This is a genomic window from Nocardia arizonensis (assembly GCF_001310275.1).
Lineage (GTDB): Bacteria > Actinomycetota > Actinomycetes > Mycobacteriales > Mycobacteriaceae > Nocardia > Nocardia arizonensis.
Genome location: NZ_LGYZ01000098.1, coordinates 16,021 through 34,528, shown reverse-complemented (window position 1 = coordinate 34,528; position 18,508 = coordinate 16,021). Strand labels below are relative to the sequence as shown.

Below are 18,508 nucleotides of genomic sequence, written 5' to 3'. Positions count from 1 at the left end.
TCAATGAACCACTGAACAACCCGCCCCACAAAGGTTGACATCTTCCGAACAGCCAGGTCGTGACGAGTCAGCTGTTGAACATGCTCAACGGCCAGCATGATGGCGCGTTACAGAACCGACTGTCGGATTTTCGCGACCTATTCGCGGAAGGGCGAAGAGCGGCGTCGTGAAGTGTTGGCACATGTTGATTTGCACGGCGTCGGCACTTATCGCGGTGTCATGCGGCACGGATGCCGCCGAGCCGGACTATCACCGGGCCACCGACGATTTCTGCCGGCCGATTCAAACCTTCATGCGGGATCGAGTCCGCGCCGATATCGGCCAACCCTGGTATCACGACAAAAACGCGGACAAGGAATTGACGGACTCGTTCAGATGCAGTATGAATCGTGCACCGGAATGGCGGGGCACCGTCGGATTGGGGTACCGGGTCGAACCCGCACGCAGACCCGGACAGGACCGGATTCGCGAGGCATCTCGGTTCGAGCGCAGAGAGATCGGCGACGCGGTCACGTGGTTCCGGCAGGGGGAGAACGCGACGATTTCTCCGACGCGATGGACACTGGACATCAACATCGACCTTCAGGACTGGTCCGCGGGTTCGTCCCTGACCCGAGAAGGGGCTCCACCATTCACCGACGAACAGCGCGATGACTTCATCGAGTTACTCGTAACCCTCGTGAAAGAACACCACGCGAGCCTCCCGCCGCGGTACCCGTAGCGCAGCCGCGACCGCGGAAACATCGATTGCCCCGCCCGACTCAAGCCTGTTCCAACCGCCGCTTCTGCTCATCGATATCGAAGGTGGCCGCGGGCCAATCCAGGTTCAGCGTCTCAAGCGCCTCGATGAGCAGTTCGGTGATCGCCAAGCGCGAGAACCACTTCCGGTCGGCCGGAATGACGTACCAGGGCGCGATATCGGTGCAAGTGCGTTCCAGCATGACCTGATACGCCTGCTGGTACGCGGGCCAGAAGGCGCGTTCGTCGATATCGGCGGGATTGAACTTCCAGTACTTGTCCGGTCGTTCGAGTCGTTCGCGCAGCCTGCTCTTCTGTTCGTCCAACGAAACGAACATGGCGACCTTCACCAGCGTCGTGCCCTCGTCCACCAATTCGCGTTCGAAGGCGTTGATCTCGTCGTAGCGCGGCTCCCACTCCGAGGGCGGAACGAGGTCGTGCACCCGCACCACGAGCACGTCCTCGTAGTGCGACCGGTCGAAGACGCCGAGTTGGCCCTCGCGCGGCAGCGCCTTGCGAATGCGCCACAGATAGTGGTGGCGCTTCTCCTCCGTGGTCGGCACCCCGAAGGCGGCGTGGTCGACGCCCTGCGGGTCGACCGATCCGATGACGTGGCGAACGATGCCGCCCTTACCCGCGGTGTCCATGCCCTGGAGAATCAGCAGGACACTGCGCTTGTCGCCGGAACGTCCGTTCGCGTAGAGCCGTTCCTGTAGGTCCGACAGCACGGTGGTGCGCTCGGCCAGCGATTCGAGCCCTCTGGCCTTGTCGCCGGTGAATCCCGGGGTCGCCGAGGTGTCCATGTCGGAGATCCGCACACCGTCGGCTCGCAATGCCTCGACGGCCGGAATGGACCAGTACTTCGCCATCGTCCATGCCTACCACGGTGCTCAGCGGATCTGGGCGAGGCGGAGCAAATGCGCCGCGAAATCCTCGTCGGTGATCGGCGTGAGGATCAGATCGTGCGAGGTGGTGAGCAGGTAGCGGCCGTCACCGGTGAAATCGAGCCAGGTACGGTGCCGGGTGGGCGGTGACATGGGATTGTCCGGTTCTACCGTCACTGTGATGAAGCCGCGGCAATCCACTGGTTTGCGCAGGGTCTCGCGGAAAAGGGTCGCGCCACGGTGTCCATTGGTCGCCGCGGCGAGATCGGGTTCCGGACTGAGCACCGCGTTCTGCGGTTCCCGCATACGTCCAAGCTGTCCGGGGCGGCCAACCCCGATGATCTGCACCAGTCGTCTGCCCAGCGCGCGGGCGTGGCACATCCACACCGTGACCTTGTCCGGCGTCGCGACCAGGATCGCCGCGTGGTGGTGCACGACGGCGGCGAAGGCGAGGATGCGGCCGTCACTGGCGTCCCGCGCGTCCGCGCGGCTGCGTTCACCGGAGATCGTGATGGTGGTGGCGTCGCCGCGGGCGCACAGCATGAGCGCGGCGGCGAGGTCGGGGTCGGCTTGGCGGGCGAAGCGTTGCGGCAAACGCAATGCGGCGTACTCGGCTTCGGTGCGGGCGGTGGCCGCGGGCATCATATTGATCGGATACGGCCGTCGGTCCAGGTTCGTCTCGTTCTCCCAGACATGGGTGAATTCATCCGGGGTGAAGACCCATCTCACCGCACGCCGCTCCCACAGGTCGGGGCGGCGACCGCGGTCCACCACCGCCATACTGGTCGGCACTCTACCGGCAGGTAACGACTGTCGTTACCCGCTTCGCCGCGTGCCGCCCCTGTGATGTGGCGCACGATTGGTTTCGCAAGATCGCAAAGGACGCCGGCCACCGGCCGAAAGTCACCGGCACGAGGGTGACAACCGATCTTTCGGAATCTCTCAGGTTCACCCACGATGATGTGGACCGTGCCCCACCGCTGCCGGGAACTACCCGGAACTACCATCGTGGCGGCAGGCGAAACCGGCAGGCGAGCGAAAGGCGTGGTGAACGCACGGTGAGCAAGAACCCGGCTGGACGGAAGACCCCGAGTGCGCTGACGAAAGCGCAGAATGCCGACCGGAACCGCAGAATCCTGATCCAGGTCGGCGTAGCCGTCGTCCTCATCGGACTCATCGCCGCCATCGGAATCGGCATCGCGGTCAAGAAGGCCGACAAGGACGCTCCTGGCTCGACCCCGACGATCGCCGCGGGCACGAACCAGAACGGGATCACCGGAAGCGTCACCGACAACGGCTCCATCCGCATCGGCAAGCCCGACGCCAAGGTCACCGTGCGCGTCGTCGCCGACCTGCAGTGCCCGGCCTGCAAGGCGTTCGAGGCGGCCAACCGCCAGACGCTGGAGAACACCGTGTCGAGCGGCACCGGCGCCGTCGAGTACAACATCATCTCCTTCCTCGACCGGGCCTCCTCCGGCACCGAGTACTCGAGCCGCGCCGCCAACGCCTCCTACTGCGTCGCCGCCCAGGATCCGAGCAAATACCAGGCTTGGATCGGCAGCATGTACGAACAGCAACCCGCCGAGGGCAGCACCGGTCTCACCGACGACCAGCTGATCCTGATCGCGAAATCGGCAGGCTATTCCGACGACGTCGCGGGCTGCATCACCGACCGCACCTACGATAAGTTCGTCAAGGCCAAGACCCAGCAGGCCTTCGACGACGGCATCCAGTCCACCCCGACGGTTTTCGTCGACGGTAAGCAGGTCAACCCGAGCGGCCTCGCCGAGGCGATCGCCGCCGCGAGCCGATGATCGAGGTACCGCCCAGATCCGCGTGGCTGCTGCTGCTCGGCGGGCTCGCGGGCTGGCTGGCCTCGGTGACGCTGACCGTCGAACGGTTCAAACTGTTGACCGATCCCGGCTACCGACCTTCGTGCAGCATCAACCCCATCCTGTCCTGCGGGTCGGTGATGGTCACCGAGCAGGCCGCCGTCTTCGGCTTCCCCAATCCGCTGATCGGCATCGCCGCCTTCTCCGTCGTGGTAACCCTCGGGGTGCTCAGCGTCGCGGCGGTGCGCTTCCCGCGCTGGATCTGGGGCGGGCTGTGGCTGGGCAACCTGCTCGGTGTGATCTTCGTCTGCTGGCTGATCTTCCAGAGTCTCTACCGGATCAACGCGCTGTGCCCGTACTGCATGGTGGTGTGGGCCGTCATCACCCCGCTGCTGGCCGTATCCACCGGTGTGCTGTGGAACGGCAGGCGCGGACCGCTCGGCATCCTGGCGGAGTGGCGCTGGACACTCGTGGCGATCTTCTTCGCGGTCGTGCTGCTGCTGGTGTTCCTGCGCTTCCAGGACTACTGGATGTCGCTGGTCTAGCGTCTAGTTCGGGGTGCCGAGCGCCAGCACCACGTCAACGGTGCGCGGCGCCCCGTCCGCGCCGAGCACGCCGAGGCGCACCTTGTCCGCGGGTTTGCGCAGGTTGATCGCCGAGCGCAGGGCGCGCGCCGTGCTCACGGCCTGACCGTCCACCGACACGATCACCTCGCCCTCGAGCAGGCCCGCTTCGTAGGCGGGCGAGCCGAAGAGGGCGACATCGACGCGCGCCCCGGTCGGACCGGCGTCGGAGATGAGCACGCCGAGGGTCGCGGTGGGACCGATGTGCACGGTGTCGGTGGGCGTACCGGAGCGGATCTGCTCAACCACCCGCATGGCGGCGTCGATGGGCACGGCGTATCCGTTCGGCTCGCGCCCGGCGTCGCGCTGCGGCTGCCCGGACGCCGCGGTCACCACCCCGACGACCGCACCCCACCGGTCGGCGAGCGCCCCGCCGGACTGACCGGAGGTGACCGGCGCGGCGACTTCCAGCATCCCGGTGAGCGCCTTGCGGGTGAGATCGGCGGCATTGAGCGCCACGATGGTGCTGTTCACATCGGTGATGACGCCGCCGACGGCGGTCGGTGTCCCGCCGACGCCGCCCGCGTTGCCGATCGCCATCACCTCGTCGCGCAATCGCACCGCCGCCGAACTGCCCACCCGCGCCACCGCGAGCCCGTGCGCGCCCTCCAGGGCGATCAGCGCGATATCGGCGGTGGAATCGTAGCCGAGCACCGTCGCGCGGTAGACCGTGCCGTTGCCCACATCGGTGACCGTCACGGTGTCGGCGCCCTTCACCACGTGATGGCTGGTCAATACCTGCCCGTCCGCGCTCAGCACGATGCCGGAACCGGCGGCGCCGGTGCCGAGCGGACGCGCGATGGTGCTGATGTTGACCAGTGCGGGCTGTACGACCGAGGCCACCGCGACCGGGTCCAGCGGCGGCATCGGCTCCTGGACGACCGGCGCGACCGCCGTGCCCGCACCGCCGAAGGGGGCGAGTCCGGGCAGTTCACCGCGATATCCGAGGAAGGCCGTCGCGGCCAGGACCGCGGCGACGATGAGCGCGAGAACACGTCCGCCGCCGCGCTGCGGGTCGGCCACACCGTACTCGGTCGCGCCGTGCGCTTCGTCGCCCATCGCTCTCCCGCCGTCGACTGACTGACGGATTCCATTGTCACCACAAATCCGCGCCCGCAGGGCGAATGCCGACCAGACCGATACCCCACCCACTTGGCTACCCCACCTACTTGGCAAACGCCCGCGGACGGCGGTAGGCATGTACGCATGAGCACCGCCGCCGCGTACGCGCTGTCCACGCCCGAGGGAACCTTCGAGAAGGTCACCGTCGAACGGCGGGAACCCGGCCCGCACGACGTGCTGATCGATATCGCCTACGCGGGCATCTGCCATTCCGATATCCACACCGCGCGCAACGAATGGGGCCGCACGCGCTATCCGTGCGTCCCCGGTCACGAGATCGCGGGCACCGTCGCCGCCGTAGGCGCGGCCGTCGGCAAGTTCGCCGTGGGCGATCGGGTCGGCGTGGGCTGCATGGTCGGCTCCTGCGGGGTCTGCGGACCGTGCCTTGCCGACGAGGAGCAGTACTGCGCCCGCGGCACCGTCATGACCTATAACAGCGCGGTCGACCCGTCGGTTCAGGCCGAAGGCCACACCCTCGGCGGCTATGCCACGCAGATCGTGGTCACCGAGGATTTCGTGCTGTCCATTCCCGACGGCATCGGTCTTGACGTGGCGGCGCCGCTGCTGTGTGCGGGCATCACGCTGTTCTCGCCGCTGCGGCACTGGGGCGCGGGTCCGGGCAAGAAGGTCGCGATCATCGGCATGGGCGGGCTCGGTCACGTCGGGGTCAAACTCGCCGCCGCCATGGGGGCCGAGGTCACGGTGCTCAGCCACTCGCTGAGCAAACAGGAGGACGGCGTACGCTTCGGCGCCCGCCACTACTACGCGACCAGCGACAAGCAGACCTTCCGCGACCTGCGCAACAGTTTCGACCTCATTCTCAACACCGTCGCGGCGGATCTGCCGATCGACAATTACCTGCGCCTGCTCGCCCTCGACGGCACCCTGGTCGTCCTCGGACTGCCCGATCAGCCGATGAGCGTGCGCTCGTTCACCATCGCGGGCCTGCGCCGCTCGCTGGCCGGCTCGATGATCGGCGGCATCGCGCAGACCCAGGAGATGCTCGACTTCTGCGCGGCGCACGGCATCGGCGCGGAGATCGAACTCATCGCGGCCGACGAGATCGACGGCGCCTACGAACGAGTGGTCGCCAGCGACGTCCGCTACCGATTCGTCATCGACGCCGCGACCATGTGATCCGGGCTCGCCGCCGCGACAAACGACGGCGCGCATGGGTACCTTGGCCGTGTGCCCGCCGAAGACGCCGCCCCGCCGCCCACCGAGCCCGCGGAATCGACCGCCGCGGCGGGCGGCGCCACGGATCGCGCCGCCGCGCCGCCGCCGTGGCTGCCTCGGGCCTTCCTGCTCGCCGCGGCCACCGTCGCCGGACTCATCGCGAGTTTCTGGGTGCTGCAACGCCTCCAGGGCCTGCTCACCGTCCTGCTGATCTCGCTGTTCCTGGCATTCGCCATCGAACCCGCGGTGAACTGGCTCGCCGCGCGCGGCGTACGGCGCGGCCTCGCCACCGGCATCGTGTTCTCGGGATTGCTGCTGGTCGTGGTGGGTTTCGTCTGGACGCTCGGCGCACTGCTCGTCAGCCAGGTCACCACACTCGTGCAGAATGCGCCGGACTACGCCGACCACATGGTGGATTGGTTCAATCGGACCTTCCACCAGGATCTTTCCGGTACCGACATCCAGAAGTACGCCACCGAATGGAGCGACAAACTCGAGGGCTATCTGGTTGGCCTGGCCGAAAACGCCTGGGGCATCGGCACCGCCGCCGTCGGCGCGCTGTTCCAAGCGCTGGGCGTACTGCTGTTCACCTACTATTTCGCGGCCGACGGACCGCGATTCCGGCACGCGGTCACCTCACTGCTGCCGCCGAGCAAACAGCACCACATACTCTTGGCCTGGGATATCGCGGTCGACAAGACCGGCGGCTACATCTATTCGCGCGGTCTGCTCGCACTGTGCTCGACGCTCGCGCACTACGTGGCGCTGCGGGTGCTCGACGTGCCGTCGGCGTTCGCCCTGGCCGTGTGGGTCGGTGTGGTGTCGCAGTTCATTCCGACGGTCGGCACCTATCTCGCGGGCGCGCTGCCTGTCGTCGTAGCGCTGGTCGGCAGTCCCGTCACCGCCCTGTGGATTCTCGGATTCATCGTGCTCTACCAGCAATTCGAGAACTATGTGCTGCAACCGCGCATCACCGCGACCACCCTGGACATGCATCCGGCCGTGGCCTTCGGCGCGGTATTGGCGGGCGCCGCGCTATTGGGGGCCACCGGCGCGCTGCTGGCCATACCGGTGACCGCGACCGTACAGGCGTTCGCGGGCGCCTACATCCAGCGCTACGAGGTGCGAGAGGAACCCGCCGCGCCCGCGCCCAAGAAGCCAGGGCGACAGTGGTTGCGCGAGTTGCCCTCTCGACTCACCGGAGCACGGCGCCCGAAATCCTGAGCGCCCCGCCTCGGCTCACGACCGATCGCCCGCGGCGGCGCGCCTGCGCACCCGACGGGCCGCCGCGACCAGATTCCGCAGTGCGGGCTCGAGCTGCCAGTAGTGGCGAGTCTTCAGACCGCCGTCCGGATTCGCCCACAGCCGTTCCGCGGTCACCGCACCGGCCGCCGCGGTGAGCAATTCGTCGAGTTCATCGATGTCCGGGATGCGCGCCGAGCGGCTCTCGTACACGCCCGGCCCGACACCGTGGCTCAGCCCGTGCCCCGACGCGCAGTCCTCGGTCAACGCCTTGAGCACCCACTCGATGGAGCGGGTCGCGACGATCGCGGTCACGTCGGCGTCGAGTTCCTCGATCGCCTCGACGACCTCGGCGCGACCCGAATACCCGATATGGGTGTGGATCTGGGTCGCCGGGCCGACACCGGAGGTCGCCAGCCGGAACGCCGCCACGGCCCAGCGCAGATACTCCGCGCGGCCCTCGGGGCGCGGCGGCAGCAATTCGCGGATCGCCGGTTCGTCCACCTGGATGATCGCGATTCCCGCCTTCTCCAGGTCGACCACCTCATCCCGTATGGCGAGCGCGACCTGATCGGCGGTCTCGTACAGCGGCTGGTCCTGGCGCACGAACGACCGCGCGATCATGGTCACCGGACCGGTGACCATGCCCTTGACCGGCTTGTCGGTCAGCGACTGGGCGTAGCTGATCCACTCCACCGACATGGGCGCCGGACGTGACACGTCGCCGTAGATGATCGGCGGCCGCACACAACGCGACCCGTACACCTGCACCCAGCCGAAATGGGTGGTCGCGAACCCGTCGAGCAGTTCGGCGAAATACTGGATCATGTCGTTTCGCTCGTGTTCGCCGTGCACGAGCACATCGAGACCGATGTCCTCCTGCAAGCGGATCGTGCCCTCGATCTCGGCCTCGATCCGCTTGCGGTACTCGTCGTAGGACAGCCGCCCCGCACCCAGTTCGTGCCTGGCCTGACGGGCCTGCCCGGTCTGCGGGAACGAACCGAGCGTCGTCGCGGGCACCGGCGGCAGATTCAACCGCTCCTGCTGTGCGGCGCGACGCACCTCGTAGGGCTCACGCTGCCGCATCTCCGGAGTGATGGCGTACACGCGCTGGCGCACCGCGTGCTTCTGCTTGAAATGCACCTCGGTCGGCCGCTTGCGCCACTTGTCCGACGGACCCTCTGTCAACGCCTTCGCCAGCGAGACCACCTCGCCCACCTTCTGCTTCGCGAACGCGAGCCGATCGGCGACGTGACCGTCGATATCGTATTCGGCCAGCAGATCGTAGGGCACGTGCAGCAATGTCGTGCCGGTGGACACCACCAGATCCGGGCACACCTGCGCCAACTCGTTCAGGTACTCCAACGTCACGTAACGATCCGCGCGCCAGACATTGCGACCGTTGATCACACCCGCGTACAGGCGCTTACGTCGAATCCCCGGAATCTTCGCCAGATCCTCCGGCCGCACCCGATGCGTGGCGAGGTCCAAGCCGATCGCCTCGACGCCGGTGCCCGCGAGAATCGCCAGCGCCGGCCCGAAATCGCCGTACTGCCCCGTCACCAGAAGGCGCGGACGCAGCGGCGCCTTGGATAGTCGCTGATAAGCGCGTTCGAAGGCGGCCAATTCGGCATCGGTCCGCTCACTGGTGAACGCGGGCTCGTCCAGCTGCACACACGTCGAACCGCGCTTGGCCAGTATCTCGAACAATTCCTCGTACAGCGGCAGCAGCCGATCCAGCAGGTCGAGGGTGTCGAATTCATCGGTGCCCGGCGTCCGCCCGGCCTTCGACAGCAACAGCAGCGACAGCGGGCCGAGAACCACCGGACGCAATTCGATACCGCGCGCGATCGCGCGATCCCATTCGTCGAGCAGAGCCGCCGGATGCAGCGCGAACTCGGTGTCGGCGTCGAGCTCGGGCTGGCGGTAGTGGTAATTGGTGCCGAAGAACCGAACCAGCTCCAGCGGCGGCAGATCAGGACGACCGCGCGCCATCAGGAAATAGAAATCCAGCGGATCCATCCCGTCCCGGTGCTCCTGGAACCGAGCGGGCACCGCGCCGAACAACAACGCGTTGTCCAGAACATGGTCATAGAAGGAGAAGGTGTTACCCGGCACCTGGGTCAGGCCGGTCGCGGCCAACTCGCTGAACTGGCGCTCCTGGATGTCACGTCCGACCTCTAGCAATCCCTGCTTGTCCAGGGCGCCATGCCAGTACGCCTCGAGCGCGCGCTTGAGTTCCCGGTGCGGTCCGATCCTCGGATATCCGAGGACGCTGCTCCCGTATCCGTCGCTGATATTGGCCATGTGCGAGAACCTCTGTATCTATGTGCGGCGCCTGCGGCGCCGCGGGTTCACGGACTTCGTTGTCTCGCGTCCGAGGTCGATACTCGCGACTGCCTCGCATGGTCTCGACCGCTCGGACGCGAGGCGGCCGCGAACCGGTCGGGGGCGCGCGCCGGATGGTGCGGGTAAGGGATCGAACTATTCGGTCAGCGTCTTGTGCGGTTATGCGCGGTTGTACTGGTAGAAGCCCGCGCCGGTCTTCTTGCCGAGCAGGCCGGCTTCGACCATACGCATCAGCAGCGGCGGAGCCGAGTACAAAGGCTCCTTGAATTCCGCGTACATGGAATCGGCGATGGATTTGACGGTGTCGAGGCCGACGAGATCGGTGAGCGCGAGCGGCCCCATGGGGTGCGCACAGCCGAGGACCATGGCCTTGTCGACGTCTTCCTTGGTGGCGAAGCCGGATTCGACCATGCGAATGGCCGAGAGCAGATACGGCACGAGCAGGGCGTTGACGACGAAGCCGGAGCGGTCGGCCGAGCGCACGACCTGCTTGCCGAGCACCTCGCCCGCGAAATCCTCGGCGCGTTTGGACACGGCCTCGCTGGTCTTGAGGGTGGTGACGAGTTCGACCAGGGGCAGAACCGGCACCGGGTTGAAGAAGTGCATGCCGACGACGCGCTCCGGGTTGGCGGTGGCGACGGCGATCTTCATGATCGGGATGGAGGAGGTGTTGGAGGCGAGCACCGCGTCAGGATCGGTGACGACCTTGTCCAGCTCGGCGAAGATCGAGGTCTTGACCTCCTCGTTCTCCAGCACGGCCTCGACGACCAGCTGACGGTCGGCGAAATCGCCCAGGTCGGAGGTGAAACGCAAACGCCAGGCGGCCTGCTCGCGTTCCCGCTCGGTGATCTTGCCGCTGGACACACCGCGGTCGAGCGAGCGCAGAATGCGAGCGCGACCCGCGGCGGCTAGTTCCCTGGTCTGCTCGTAAACGAGCACGTCGATATGCGCCCGAGCGCACACCTCCGCGATTCCGGCGCCCATCTGTCCGGCGCCGATGACTCCGACGCGCTGAATCTTCTCGCTGCTCACGTCCCGCTCCTGCTGGTTAGGTCTGGCTAGTCGGGTTGGCTTGTGGTGAAGGGCGACTCGGCTGGAGCGGCGCCTTCGACAGTCCAAGGTATAAGGATGCCCTCCTCGCCGGGGCTGTTCAGCGAGGAGGGCGGTACACCCCTACTGGCGTAGAGGATCGTGCGGTCATCGGGTCGTCCCGGTGAGGTGAGCCGGTAAGGAACAACGTTCCCGCGCACCCGCCTCGAGGCCGATCCCGACGATCGACCGCCCGTAGGAATCCGACCGGCGCACCCTGGCGGGCACACCCCCGAATTCCCCAAACCTTTCGCCGACTCGCCCAAAAGAGCGAGTCCTACGAGCTATCCCGTTTGCGGCCGTCTCGCGTCCGAGTGACCGAGACGATGCGACGAAGGAGCAAGTATCGGTCGCTCGGACGCGAGACGAAAGGGGCCGCAAACCCCGCGGCGCCGAAGGCGCTGCAAGCTATCCCGTTTGCGGCCGTCTCGCGTCCGAGTGACCGAGACGATGCGACGAAGGAGCAAGTATCGGTCGCTCGGACGCGAGACATAAGGGGCCGCAAACCCCGCCGTGCCGAAGGCACGGCCAACAACTCAGTGGAACTGGCCCTCTTCGGTGGAGCCCTTCAGGGCCGCCGTCGAGGTGTTCGGGTCGACCGTGGTGGCGATCAGGTCGAAGTAACCCGCACCGACCTCGCGCTGGTGCTTGGTGGCGGTGTAGCCGCGCTCCTCGGCCGCGAACTCGCGCTCCTGCAGGTCGACGTAGGCGGTCATGCCTTCGCGGGCGTAACCGTAGGCCAGGTCGAACATGCCGTAGTTGAGCGAGTGGAAGCCCGCCAGGGTGATGAACTGGAACTTGAAGCCCATGGCGCCGAGTTCGCGCTGGAACTTCGCGATGGTGGCGTCATCGAGGTGCGCCTTCCAGTTGAACGACGGCGAGCAGTTGTAGGCCAGCAGCTGGTCCGGGAACTCGCTGCGGACGGCCTCGGAGAACTTCTTGGCCAGTTCCAGGTCGGGGGTGCCGGTCTCCATCCAGATGAGGTCGGCGTAGGGGGCGTATGCCTTGGCGCGCGCGATGCAGGGCTCGATGCCGTTCTTGACGCCGTAGAAGCCTTCCGCGGTGCGGGTGCCGTCGAGGAACGGCTGGTCGCGCTCGTCCACATCGGAGGTGATGAGGGTGGCGGCTTCGGCGTCGGTGCGCGCGATGATGACCGAGGGCACGTCGGCGACGTCGGCGGCCAGGCGCGCGGAGGTCAGGGTGCGGATGTGCTGCTGGGTGGGGATGAGCACCTTGCCGCCGAGGTGGCCGCACTTCTTCTCGGAGGCGAGCTGGTCCTCCCAGTGCACGCCCGCGGCGCCCGCGGCGATCATGGCCTTCTGGAGTTCGTAGGCGTTGAGCGCGCCACCGAAGCCGGCTTCGGCGTCGGCGACGATGGGGGCGAGCCAGTTGGAGACCGAGGTGTCGCCTTCGACCTTGGCGATCTCGTCGGCGCGCAGCAGCGCGTTGTTGATGCGGCGAACGACGGCCGGGACCGAGTTGGCCGGGTACAGCGACTGGTCGGGGTAGGTGTGACCGGACAGGTTCGCGTCACCGGCGACCTGCCAACCCGACAGGTAGATGGCCTTGAGGCCCGCGCGGACCTGCTGGACGGCCATGTTGCCGGTCAGGGCGCCCAGGGAGTTGATGTAGTCCTCGTTGTTGACGAGATCCCACAGGATCTCCGAGCCGCGGCGGGCGAGGGTGCTCTCTTCCACGACGGTGCCCTGGAGCTTCGACACCTGCTCCGCGGTGTAGTTACGGCTGATGCCCTTCCAGCGCGGGTTGGTGTCCCAGTCCTGCTGGATTTCCGCGGCGGTCTTCGGGGTGCCGGTGGTCGACATCTCTGACTCCACTTCTCTGGTCGGTCGGTGCCGCGCTCCGAGATTTCGCTCGGACTGCTGTAGCGGCGATTTGCAGGCTTGCTATGCCCTTGGGGTGTACTTCCACACGATGGCACACCAAGAAATGGCCGTCTACCTGTTGGTATTGTGAATCTCAGCTAGGTTTTGTACAGCGTTTGCCAACTCTGCAAAATTTGCGGGTGAATTGCAAAGCGTATTCCTACTCATCGGTAGCCCTGACGTGGGATTTTAGCGTTACGCTCGTACTGTTTGAGACCGGCGCCCTTCGGCCCGAAATCCGTCGCCGCGGCAGGAGCTGTGAGGATCTTCACAAGTTGAGGCACGTGCCCACCGTGTGCGTCCGGCCACTCCCGGATGGGACCGTGACATGCGGATAGGCCACACTGACACCGACCAAACCGGGCAGATGTCCAGTTGCGGCGACCGCGGATAAACCGAAGAGGAGACCCATGCGAAACCTGTGCATCGCCCTGACCGCCGCCTGCGCCATCGGCCTGTCGGCCGCCGTCGCCGCGCCCGCGACGGCCCTCGAGACCACCGGCTCGGTGGTCGGCGTGCAACCCCTCTCCCCTGCGGCCACCCTGCCCGGCTCGGTGGACTCGACGCGCATCCTCTACGGCTCGACCACGGTGAACGACGAGCCGACCACCGCGAGCGCCGCCGTCTACTTCCCGCCGGGACCCGCCCCCGAGGGCGGCTGGCCGGTCGTCGCCTGGGCGCACGGCACCGTGGGACTCGGCGACGACTGCGCCTACAGCGTCGCGGGGCCGGGCGAGGTCGCGCGCGACTGGGCCTACCTTGGAACCTGGCTCAACCAGGGATACGCGATCGTCGCGGCCGACTACGCCGGACTCGGCACCCCCGGTGATCACCCTTACCTCAACGGCAAGATCGAGGCGCACAATGTCGTGGACGCGGTCAAGGCCGCGACTCGCCAATATCCCACCCTGTCCAAGAAGTGGGTCGTCGTCGGCCAGTCTCAGGGCGGCGCCGCCGCCGTCTACACCGCGCGCTACGCGACCGAATTCGGCCAGGGCGAACTCGATTATCGCGGCGCGGTCGGCACCGGCGTGCCCGCCTATATCGAGGACATACTGCTGCCCCTCGGCCCCGGCGTACCGCCCATCGAACTGGGCGCGCACACCACCGCCTACGTCTTCTACATCCTCAACGGTCTGCGCACGACCCATTCGGAACTCGACATCGAGTCCTACCTCACCGACGCGGGCCGCCGCTGGCTCGAACGCGGCCGCACGGCCTGCGTCGACGCGTTCGGTGACGAACTCGCGGCGAGCAATGTGGTGATCGGCGACCAGTTCGCCCGGCCGCTGTCACAGATCCCCGACCTGCTCGGCGTGCTGACCCGGACCATGGGCCTGCCCGAAACCGGTTACGACCGCCCACTGTTCCTCGGCCAGGGTCTGCTCGACACCGATGTCATCACCCCCGCCACCCTCCTGTTCGCCACCCGCCTGCGAGCCAACGGCCAGCCGGTCACCGTGCACACCTACCCCACCGACCACAGCGGCACGGTCAACGCGTCCCTCGCCGACTCCCGGCCCTTCGTCGCCGACCTGTTCGCCTGATCACCGCAGACCGCTCACCGTGAGTGGACGGCGAGCCGGAGACTCCGACAAACGCGAATCGAAGACGTCGTAGGACGACATCGAGTAGGCGTACATCATCTCGAAGGCGGCATGTCCGCGCGGGCAGTTGTGCCGTCGGTGTACGTACAACGCGCGCTGGGCCTGATCGACGGACAACGGCGGCCCCGTCAGCTCACAACTCCACCTCCACTCCCGCGCGGACCACACCGAGTGCCGCACCGGCCGCCGCGCCGCCCAGACCATCCATCCCACGTACACCCCCAGCGCCGCCGCGACACCCCAACCCGACACCGTCAGACACCACGCACTCATACCGCACCCCGCATCACCTCGACCCCGACCGCGACGCCATCCGCCGCGAATTCCCTTCCTCCCGAAGCACACCCGCACACCACTCGTCGCACAGTCCCCTCCAAGGCCCTGGTCCGTAAGGATTTCGCTCGGCATCCGATGCGACGCCGACGATTCGACGCGAGATCCGCGCCGACGATCATTGTTCCGACCCCATGTAAGCGCCGCCGCCCGCACACGACAAGCGGATTCGGCCCCCCGACCCGAACCATCTCCGCCGGTTCCAGTTTCGACGGCCCCGACCCGCCACTTCCGCACATCCGCCGCTGAAATCTTCCATTCGACGGAACCGATCCGCTGTCAGCCGCGTCCTACACTACGACCGGAGACTACTTACAGGCGACGGGAGCAGCGGGTGGGACGGCGGACTACAGCGGTGGTTGCGGTGCTCGTGGGGATGGTGGCCGTGAGTGGGTGTGACACGGTGAGTGATGGTGCGGCCACCCCCTCACCGATTACGGACAAGTCCGCGGCCACTGCGGCGCTATGGGATCCATGCACCCAAATCAGCGCGGCCACACTCGAGCGGTTGGGAGTAGACCCCTCGACACGAGACAACAACATCGGCGAGTTGGACAGGGTAGACGGCTGGAAGCTCTGCTCCTGGAAAGACAAACCCCTCCGCTCCAATTACTCGCTCGGCGTCTGGTCCACCATCCGTACCGTAGCTGACACGAGGAAAGACTCGTACAATATCGACTTCATCGAAGTCACCGTTTCCGGCCGGACCGGTCTCCAGTACCGCCGAGCGGACGATCGCGATAATAGAATCTGCTATATCGCCTTCTCATCCGGTGGCCATGAAGTCGATGTGTCGGTATACAAGTCGACATTGTCCACCGACACGAGAAATCCATGCACTATCGCTGCCGCGGCAGCCGAGATTCTGGTGCCGATCATTCCGCAATAGCCGCACGAAGAGGTTGGATTGACAGTGCAGGACGAGATCAACCGATGGCAGTACCTGTCCGAGGAGGCAAAGGCCGGACGGTTGTACGTCGACGCCGATGTCGCCAAGCAATGCCGCGCCGCGCTGGACAGGCAAATCGAACTATACGGCGATGTCCGAAATAATCTTGCCGAATTATCGAGAGTTTCCGGTCTCGGCGACTTCGCAGAAGGGTTGGCACTGGCTCGCCTACTCGGCTTGAAAGCCGTCGACCCGGCAGGCGATGGAGATCTGGATACCGCGCTCAAAGATCACATCCAAGTGCTGGGCCTCATCGGCGAGACCATCCAGGTTTCATTGGATCGTTTACTCGAGCAGGATTCCAGTAACGCGCAAGACCTCGATAAGGTTTGACACAAGGGGGGATTCATGGTGTTCGGTCTTCCGTCGTTCGACTCGATCGTGCTCAATATCGGAACGCTGGCGGCCAATGGCCCGGTCGGCGCGATGATCACGGGCGCGGCCGATATCGATCGCTCCGCGACGGCGCTTGCGGTGGCGCTGGGTGACCAGAGTCCCGAATCCATCGCGGCTCGCAACCGCATCAAGGATCTGACCGACAATCAGTTCCAGGGAGAGTTCCACGAGCCGCGCATTCCGGAATCGACGTTCCGTTGTGTCCGCGGTGAGGATCTGGATGTGCTGTACCGCAAGGCGCAGACCATAGATGTCGGCGCGATGACGAACTTGCAGCAGATGTGGCAGGCGCGGGCCGACAAGCTGGAAGCCGGCCTGAACCAGTTCGGCCCGGAGATCCTGTCGGCCATTGCCGAGAAGTGGGAAGGCGCGGCGGCGCAGTCCGCCGCTCAGGGCATCGTCGACTACGTGAACAAGGCTCGGAACATGGTGTCGGCGACCAAGATCGTGGCGGACAAGGTGGAGGTGGTGAAGTCCGCGGTCGAGGTGACGAAGGCCAATGTGCAGCCCGCACCCCGGACCGGGTGGGCGAGTACGGTCGCGAGTTGGATTCCGGGACCGACGTGGAAGATGGACCGCGACCGGACCGATGCCGCCGAGTTGGCCACGTTCACCGTGCTGGAACAGGTCTATCAGCCGGGGATACGCGAGGGCGATACGGGTCAGCCTCGAATACCGTTGGCGTACAACCCGGTTCAGGATACGAGTGTGACTTCGACGGGAACGGGCGCGGTTCCGTCGTATTCGGACTCACCGTCCACGCCCAGTTCGAGTCCGACAGGATCGGGTGCGGCCGTCGGCGATCAGCCCGCCGATACCCCCGCGGCGAGCGGTGACTCGGGGGCCGGTGGGGACGGTCAGCGGGACGCCGCTGGACCGGATTCGACAACGTCGGCGGCCGGTGCGGGTGGTTCGCAGTCGACCACACCCGCGGGCGCCGATTCGGGTACGCCGTCGAGTTCGGGACTTCCGGGTTCCGGCGCGGGCTCGCCGAACAGCGGCGGGTGGCAGGGCGGTTCGGCGACGGACGCACCGGGGTCGCGAGGGGGTTCCGGCATTTCTGGCGGGCCGGGGTCGGCGGGGGGAACGGGTACACCGGGGCGGTCGGTGTACGGAAATCCGGTTGGTTCGGCGCGCGGCACTTCGGGAGCGAGTGCGGGCGGCACGGCGGGACGCACGGGAATGTCCGGTGCCGGTGGGATGGCGCCGGGGGCGGGGCGCGGCAAAGATGACGAGGACAGGGAAAAAGGAAAGTCGGCGATCGCCGAGGCACTGGTGACCCGTGAGAACGGTGAGGAATTGACGGGTATGGATCCCGCGCACAGGCAGCCGACCGTTCCCCCGGTGCTGGGCGAATGAGTCCGCGGGCGTGGTCGCTGTCGGCGCTCGAGTTCACCGTGCTGTGGCATGCCATCGGCCGGGAGATCCTGCCGTATCCGTTGCAGCACCGGCCCGTCGAGCAGACCGTCGACGAGTACGAGCGCGCCTACAAGGACGCGGCCATCCGCGTTCGCGCGCTTTTCGATGAGGATATGTACGGTCCGCTGCGGATTCTGGTGGAGCCGGAAGCGCGGATCGAGGTCGCGGGATTCGCCCGTGCGGCCGAGGGCGTGCGGCCCGGTGGGGAGCCGCCGCCAACGGCGCTGATTCGACTACACGCGGCGGTCTCGGGACAATCGGCGCTCGTGCTGCATCAGGAATCGACGCCCGACCCGTACCGTGGCGGCGCCGTACGAATGACGTTGGTACGCGGCCGAACACTCGCGGGCCGCATCATCGCCACCCTGCCCGCGACCCGACGCGGCACCGGGCCCGCGTTCCGTATCAACCGCGCCGACCTGCATACCGGTGACGACCAGCCTTTCACCGGCTTCACCGACGACGCCTCGACTTCCCGGCGCACGGAGGTGCGCACCTTCTTCGAGCGCCCCCGCACCACCGTCGCGCACATAGCGGTATATCCCGGCCCCGCTTACGACAATCGCCCCAGCGCCACCCGCGATTTCCACGTCATGGACTATGCGGACGGCCGCTACCGTATCCATTCGGCCGCCGCCATCCAGGCGGCCCCCGCCGATACCGCCGAGCTCACCGCACACCTGCAAGCCGTCCTCGACCGCACCCTGCAACATCACCGCGAGGACATCGACCCGGTCTACACCTGAGGCGGCGCGACGGTCGCGACAGCACGCCACAGCGTTTCGCACCGGATGGATATGGTGCGAGCAGGGCAAAGCCGGGAAAGCGAAGGTCGCCGGACCGATCCACCTCGGTGTGGCGGGTCC

General features: G+C 66.6%; 16 protein-coding genes. 9 read left to right on the top strand and 7 right to left on the bottom strand.

Annotation, left to right across the window (positions count from 1 at the left end; genetic code table 11):
- Nucleotides 1-761: 761 nt before the first annotated feature.
- Nucleotides 762-1,607, bottom strand: a complete 846-nt coding sequence (locus APZ21_RS23825; protein ID WP_054815544.1) for a polyphosphate kinase 2 family protein — start codon at nucleotides 1,605-1,607, stop codon at nucleotides 762-764.
- Nucleotides 1,608-1,628: 21 nt separating this feature from the next.
- Nucleotides 1,629-2,402, bottom strand: coding sequence for an ESX secretion-associated protein EspG (locus APZ21_RS23820; protein ID WP_239476788.1), 774 nt, complete (start codon nucleotides 2,400-2,402; stop codon nucleotides 1,629-1,631).
- 278 nt (nucleotides 2,403-2,680) lie between these two features.
- Here APZ21_RS23820 and APZ21_RS23815 point away from each other — a divergent pair, with 278 nt between their 5' ends.
- Both APZ21_RS23815 and APZ21_RS23810 read left to right on the top strand, forming a co-directional pair.
- A complete protein-coding gene (locus APZ21_RS23815; RefSeq protein ID WP_054815543.1) occupies nucleotides 2,681-3,436 on the top strand; it encodes a DsbA family protein in 756 nt (251 codons plus the stop codon).
- Complete coding sequence (locus APZ21_RS23810) at nucleotides 3,433-3,999, top strand: vitamin K epoxide reductase family protein (RefSeq protein ID WP_156371306.1); 567 nt, start codon at nucleotides 3,433-3,435, stop codon at nucleotides 3,997-3,999. The genes APZ21_RS23815 and APZ21_RS23810 overlap by 4 nt, the downstream gene beginning before the upstream one ends.
- A gap of 3 nt (nucleotides 4,000-4,002) precedes the next feature.
- Here the strand turns inward: APZ21_RS23810 and APZ21_RS23805 are convergent, their stop codons facing one another.
- Nucleotides 4,003-5,136 carry a S1C family serine protease gene (locus APZ21_RS23805; RefSeq protein ID WP_054815542.1) on the bottom strand — a complete coding sequence of 378 codons (1,134 nt, stop codon included), beginning with the start codon at nucleotides 5,134-5,136 and terminating at the stop codon, nucleotides 4,003-4,005.
- A 147-nt stretch (nucleotides 5,137-5,283) separates the two neighbouring features.
- Here APZ21_RS23805 and APZ21_RS23800 point away from each other — a divergent pair, with 147 nt between their 5' ends.
- The gene (locus APZ21_RS23800) at nucleotides 5,284-6,336 is read left to right on the top strand and encodes an NAD(P)-dependent alcohol dehydrogenase (protein WP_054815541.1); all 1,053 of its coding nucleotides are present in this window, start codon (nucleotides 5,284-5,286) and stop codon (nucleotides 6,334-6,336) included.
- 51 nt (nucleotides 6,337-6,387) lie between these two features.
- The gene (locus APZ21_RS23795; RefSeq protein ID WP_054815540.1) at nucleotides 6,388-7,599 is read left to right on the top strand and encodes an AI-2E family transporter; all 1,212 of its coding nucleotides are present in this window, start codon (nucleotides 6,388-6,390) and stop codon (nucleotides 7,597-7,599) included.
- 15 nt (nucleotides 7,600-7,614) lie between these two features.
- Here the strand turns inward: APZ21_RS23795 and metE are convergent, their stop codons facing one another.
- The 3 genes from metE to aceA all read right to left on the bottom strand — a co-directional run bounded on the left by metE (nucleotide 7,615) and on the right by aceA (nucleotide 12,878).
- Nucleotides 7,615-9,924, bottom strand: a complete 2,310-nt coding sequence (gene metE, locus APZ21_RS23790) for a 5-methyltetrahydropteroyltriglutamate--homocysteine S-methyltransferase (RefSeq protein WP_054815539.1) — start codon at nucleotides 9,922-9,924, stop codon at nucleotides 7,615-7,617.
- Nucleotides 9,925-10,125: 201 nt separating this feature from the next.
- Nucleotides 10,126-10,998 (bottom strand): 3-hydroxybutyryl-CoA dehydrogenase, encoded by an 873-nt coding sequence (locus APZ21_RS23785; RefSeq protein WP_054815538.1) that lies wholly within the window; start codon nucleotides 10,996-10,998, stop codon nucleotides 10,126-10,128.
- A 593-nt stretch (nucleotides 10,999-11,591) separates the two neighbouring features.
- Nucleotides 11,592-12,878 (bottom strand): isocitrate lyase, encoded by a 1,287-nt coding sequence (gene aceA / locus APZ21_RS23780; protein ID WP_054815537.1) that lies wholly within the window; start codon nucleotides 12,876-12,878, stop codon nucleotides 11,592-11,594.
- Between the two features lie 470 nt (nucleotides 12,879-13,348).
- Here aceA and APZ21_RS23775 point away from each other — a divergent pair, with 470 nt between their 5' ends.
- Complete coding sequence (locus APZ21_RS23775; RefSeq protein WP_054815536.1) at nucleotides 13,349-14,485, top strand: alpha/beta hydrolase; 1,137 nt, start codon at nucleotides 13,349-13,351, stop codon at nucleotides 14,483-14,485.
- Here APZ21_RS23775 and APZ21_RS23770 read toward each other — a convergent pair whose 3' ends face one another.
- Nucleotides 14,486-14,818, bottom strand: coding sequence for a hypothetical protein (locus APZ21_RS23770; RefSeq protein WP_054815535.1), 333 nt, complete (start codon nucleotides 14,816-14,818; stop codon nucleotides 14,486-14,488).
- A gap of 415 nt (nucleotides 14,819-15,233) precedes the next feature.
- Between APZ21_RS23770 and APZ21_RS33275 the strand changes: the two genes are divergently transcribed.
- Genes APZ21_RS33275 through APZ21_RS23755 form a run of 4 tightly spaced genes read left to right on the top strand, consistent with a single transcriptional unit; the run spans nucleotide 15,234 to nucleotide 18,388 of the window.
- Nucleotides 15,234-15,767: a DUF3558 domain-containing protein gene (locus APZ21_RS33275; protein ID WP_082857935.1), complete on the top strand. Its 534-nt coding sequence runs from the start codon at nucleotides 15,234-15,236 to the stop codon at nucleotides 15,765-15,767.
- A 24-nt stretch (nucleotides 15,768-15,791) separates the two neighbouring features.
- The gene (locus APZ21_RS23765; RefSeq protein ID WP_054815534.1) at nucleotides 15,792-16,160 is read left to right on the top strand and encodes a hypothetical protein; all 369 of its coding nucleotides are present in this window, start codon (nucleotides 15,792-15,794) and stop codon (nucleotides 16,158-16,160) included.
- A gap of 15 nt (nucleotides 16,161-16,175) precedes the next feature.
- Nucleotides 16,176-17,582 carry a hypothetical protein gene (locus APZ21_RS23760; RefSeq protein ID WP_054815533.1) on the top strand — a complete coding sequence of 469 codons (1,407 nt, stop codon included), beginning with the start codon at nucleotides 16,176-16,178 and terminating at the stop codon, nucleotides 17,580-17,582.
- Nucleotides 17,579-18,388 carry an ESX secretion-associated protein EspG gene (locus APZ21_RS23755; protein ID WP_054815532.1) on the top strand — a complete coding sequence of 270 codons (810 nt, stop codon included), beginning with the start codon at nucleotides 17,579-17,581 and terminating at the stop codon, nucleotides 18,386-18,388. The genes APZ21_RS23760 and APZ21_RS23755 overlap by 4 nt, the downstream gene beginning before the upstream one ends.
- The last annotated feature ends 120 nt before the right edge of the window (nucleotides 18,389-18,508 follow it).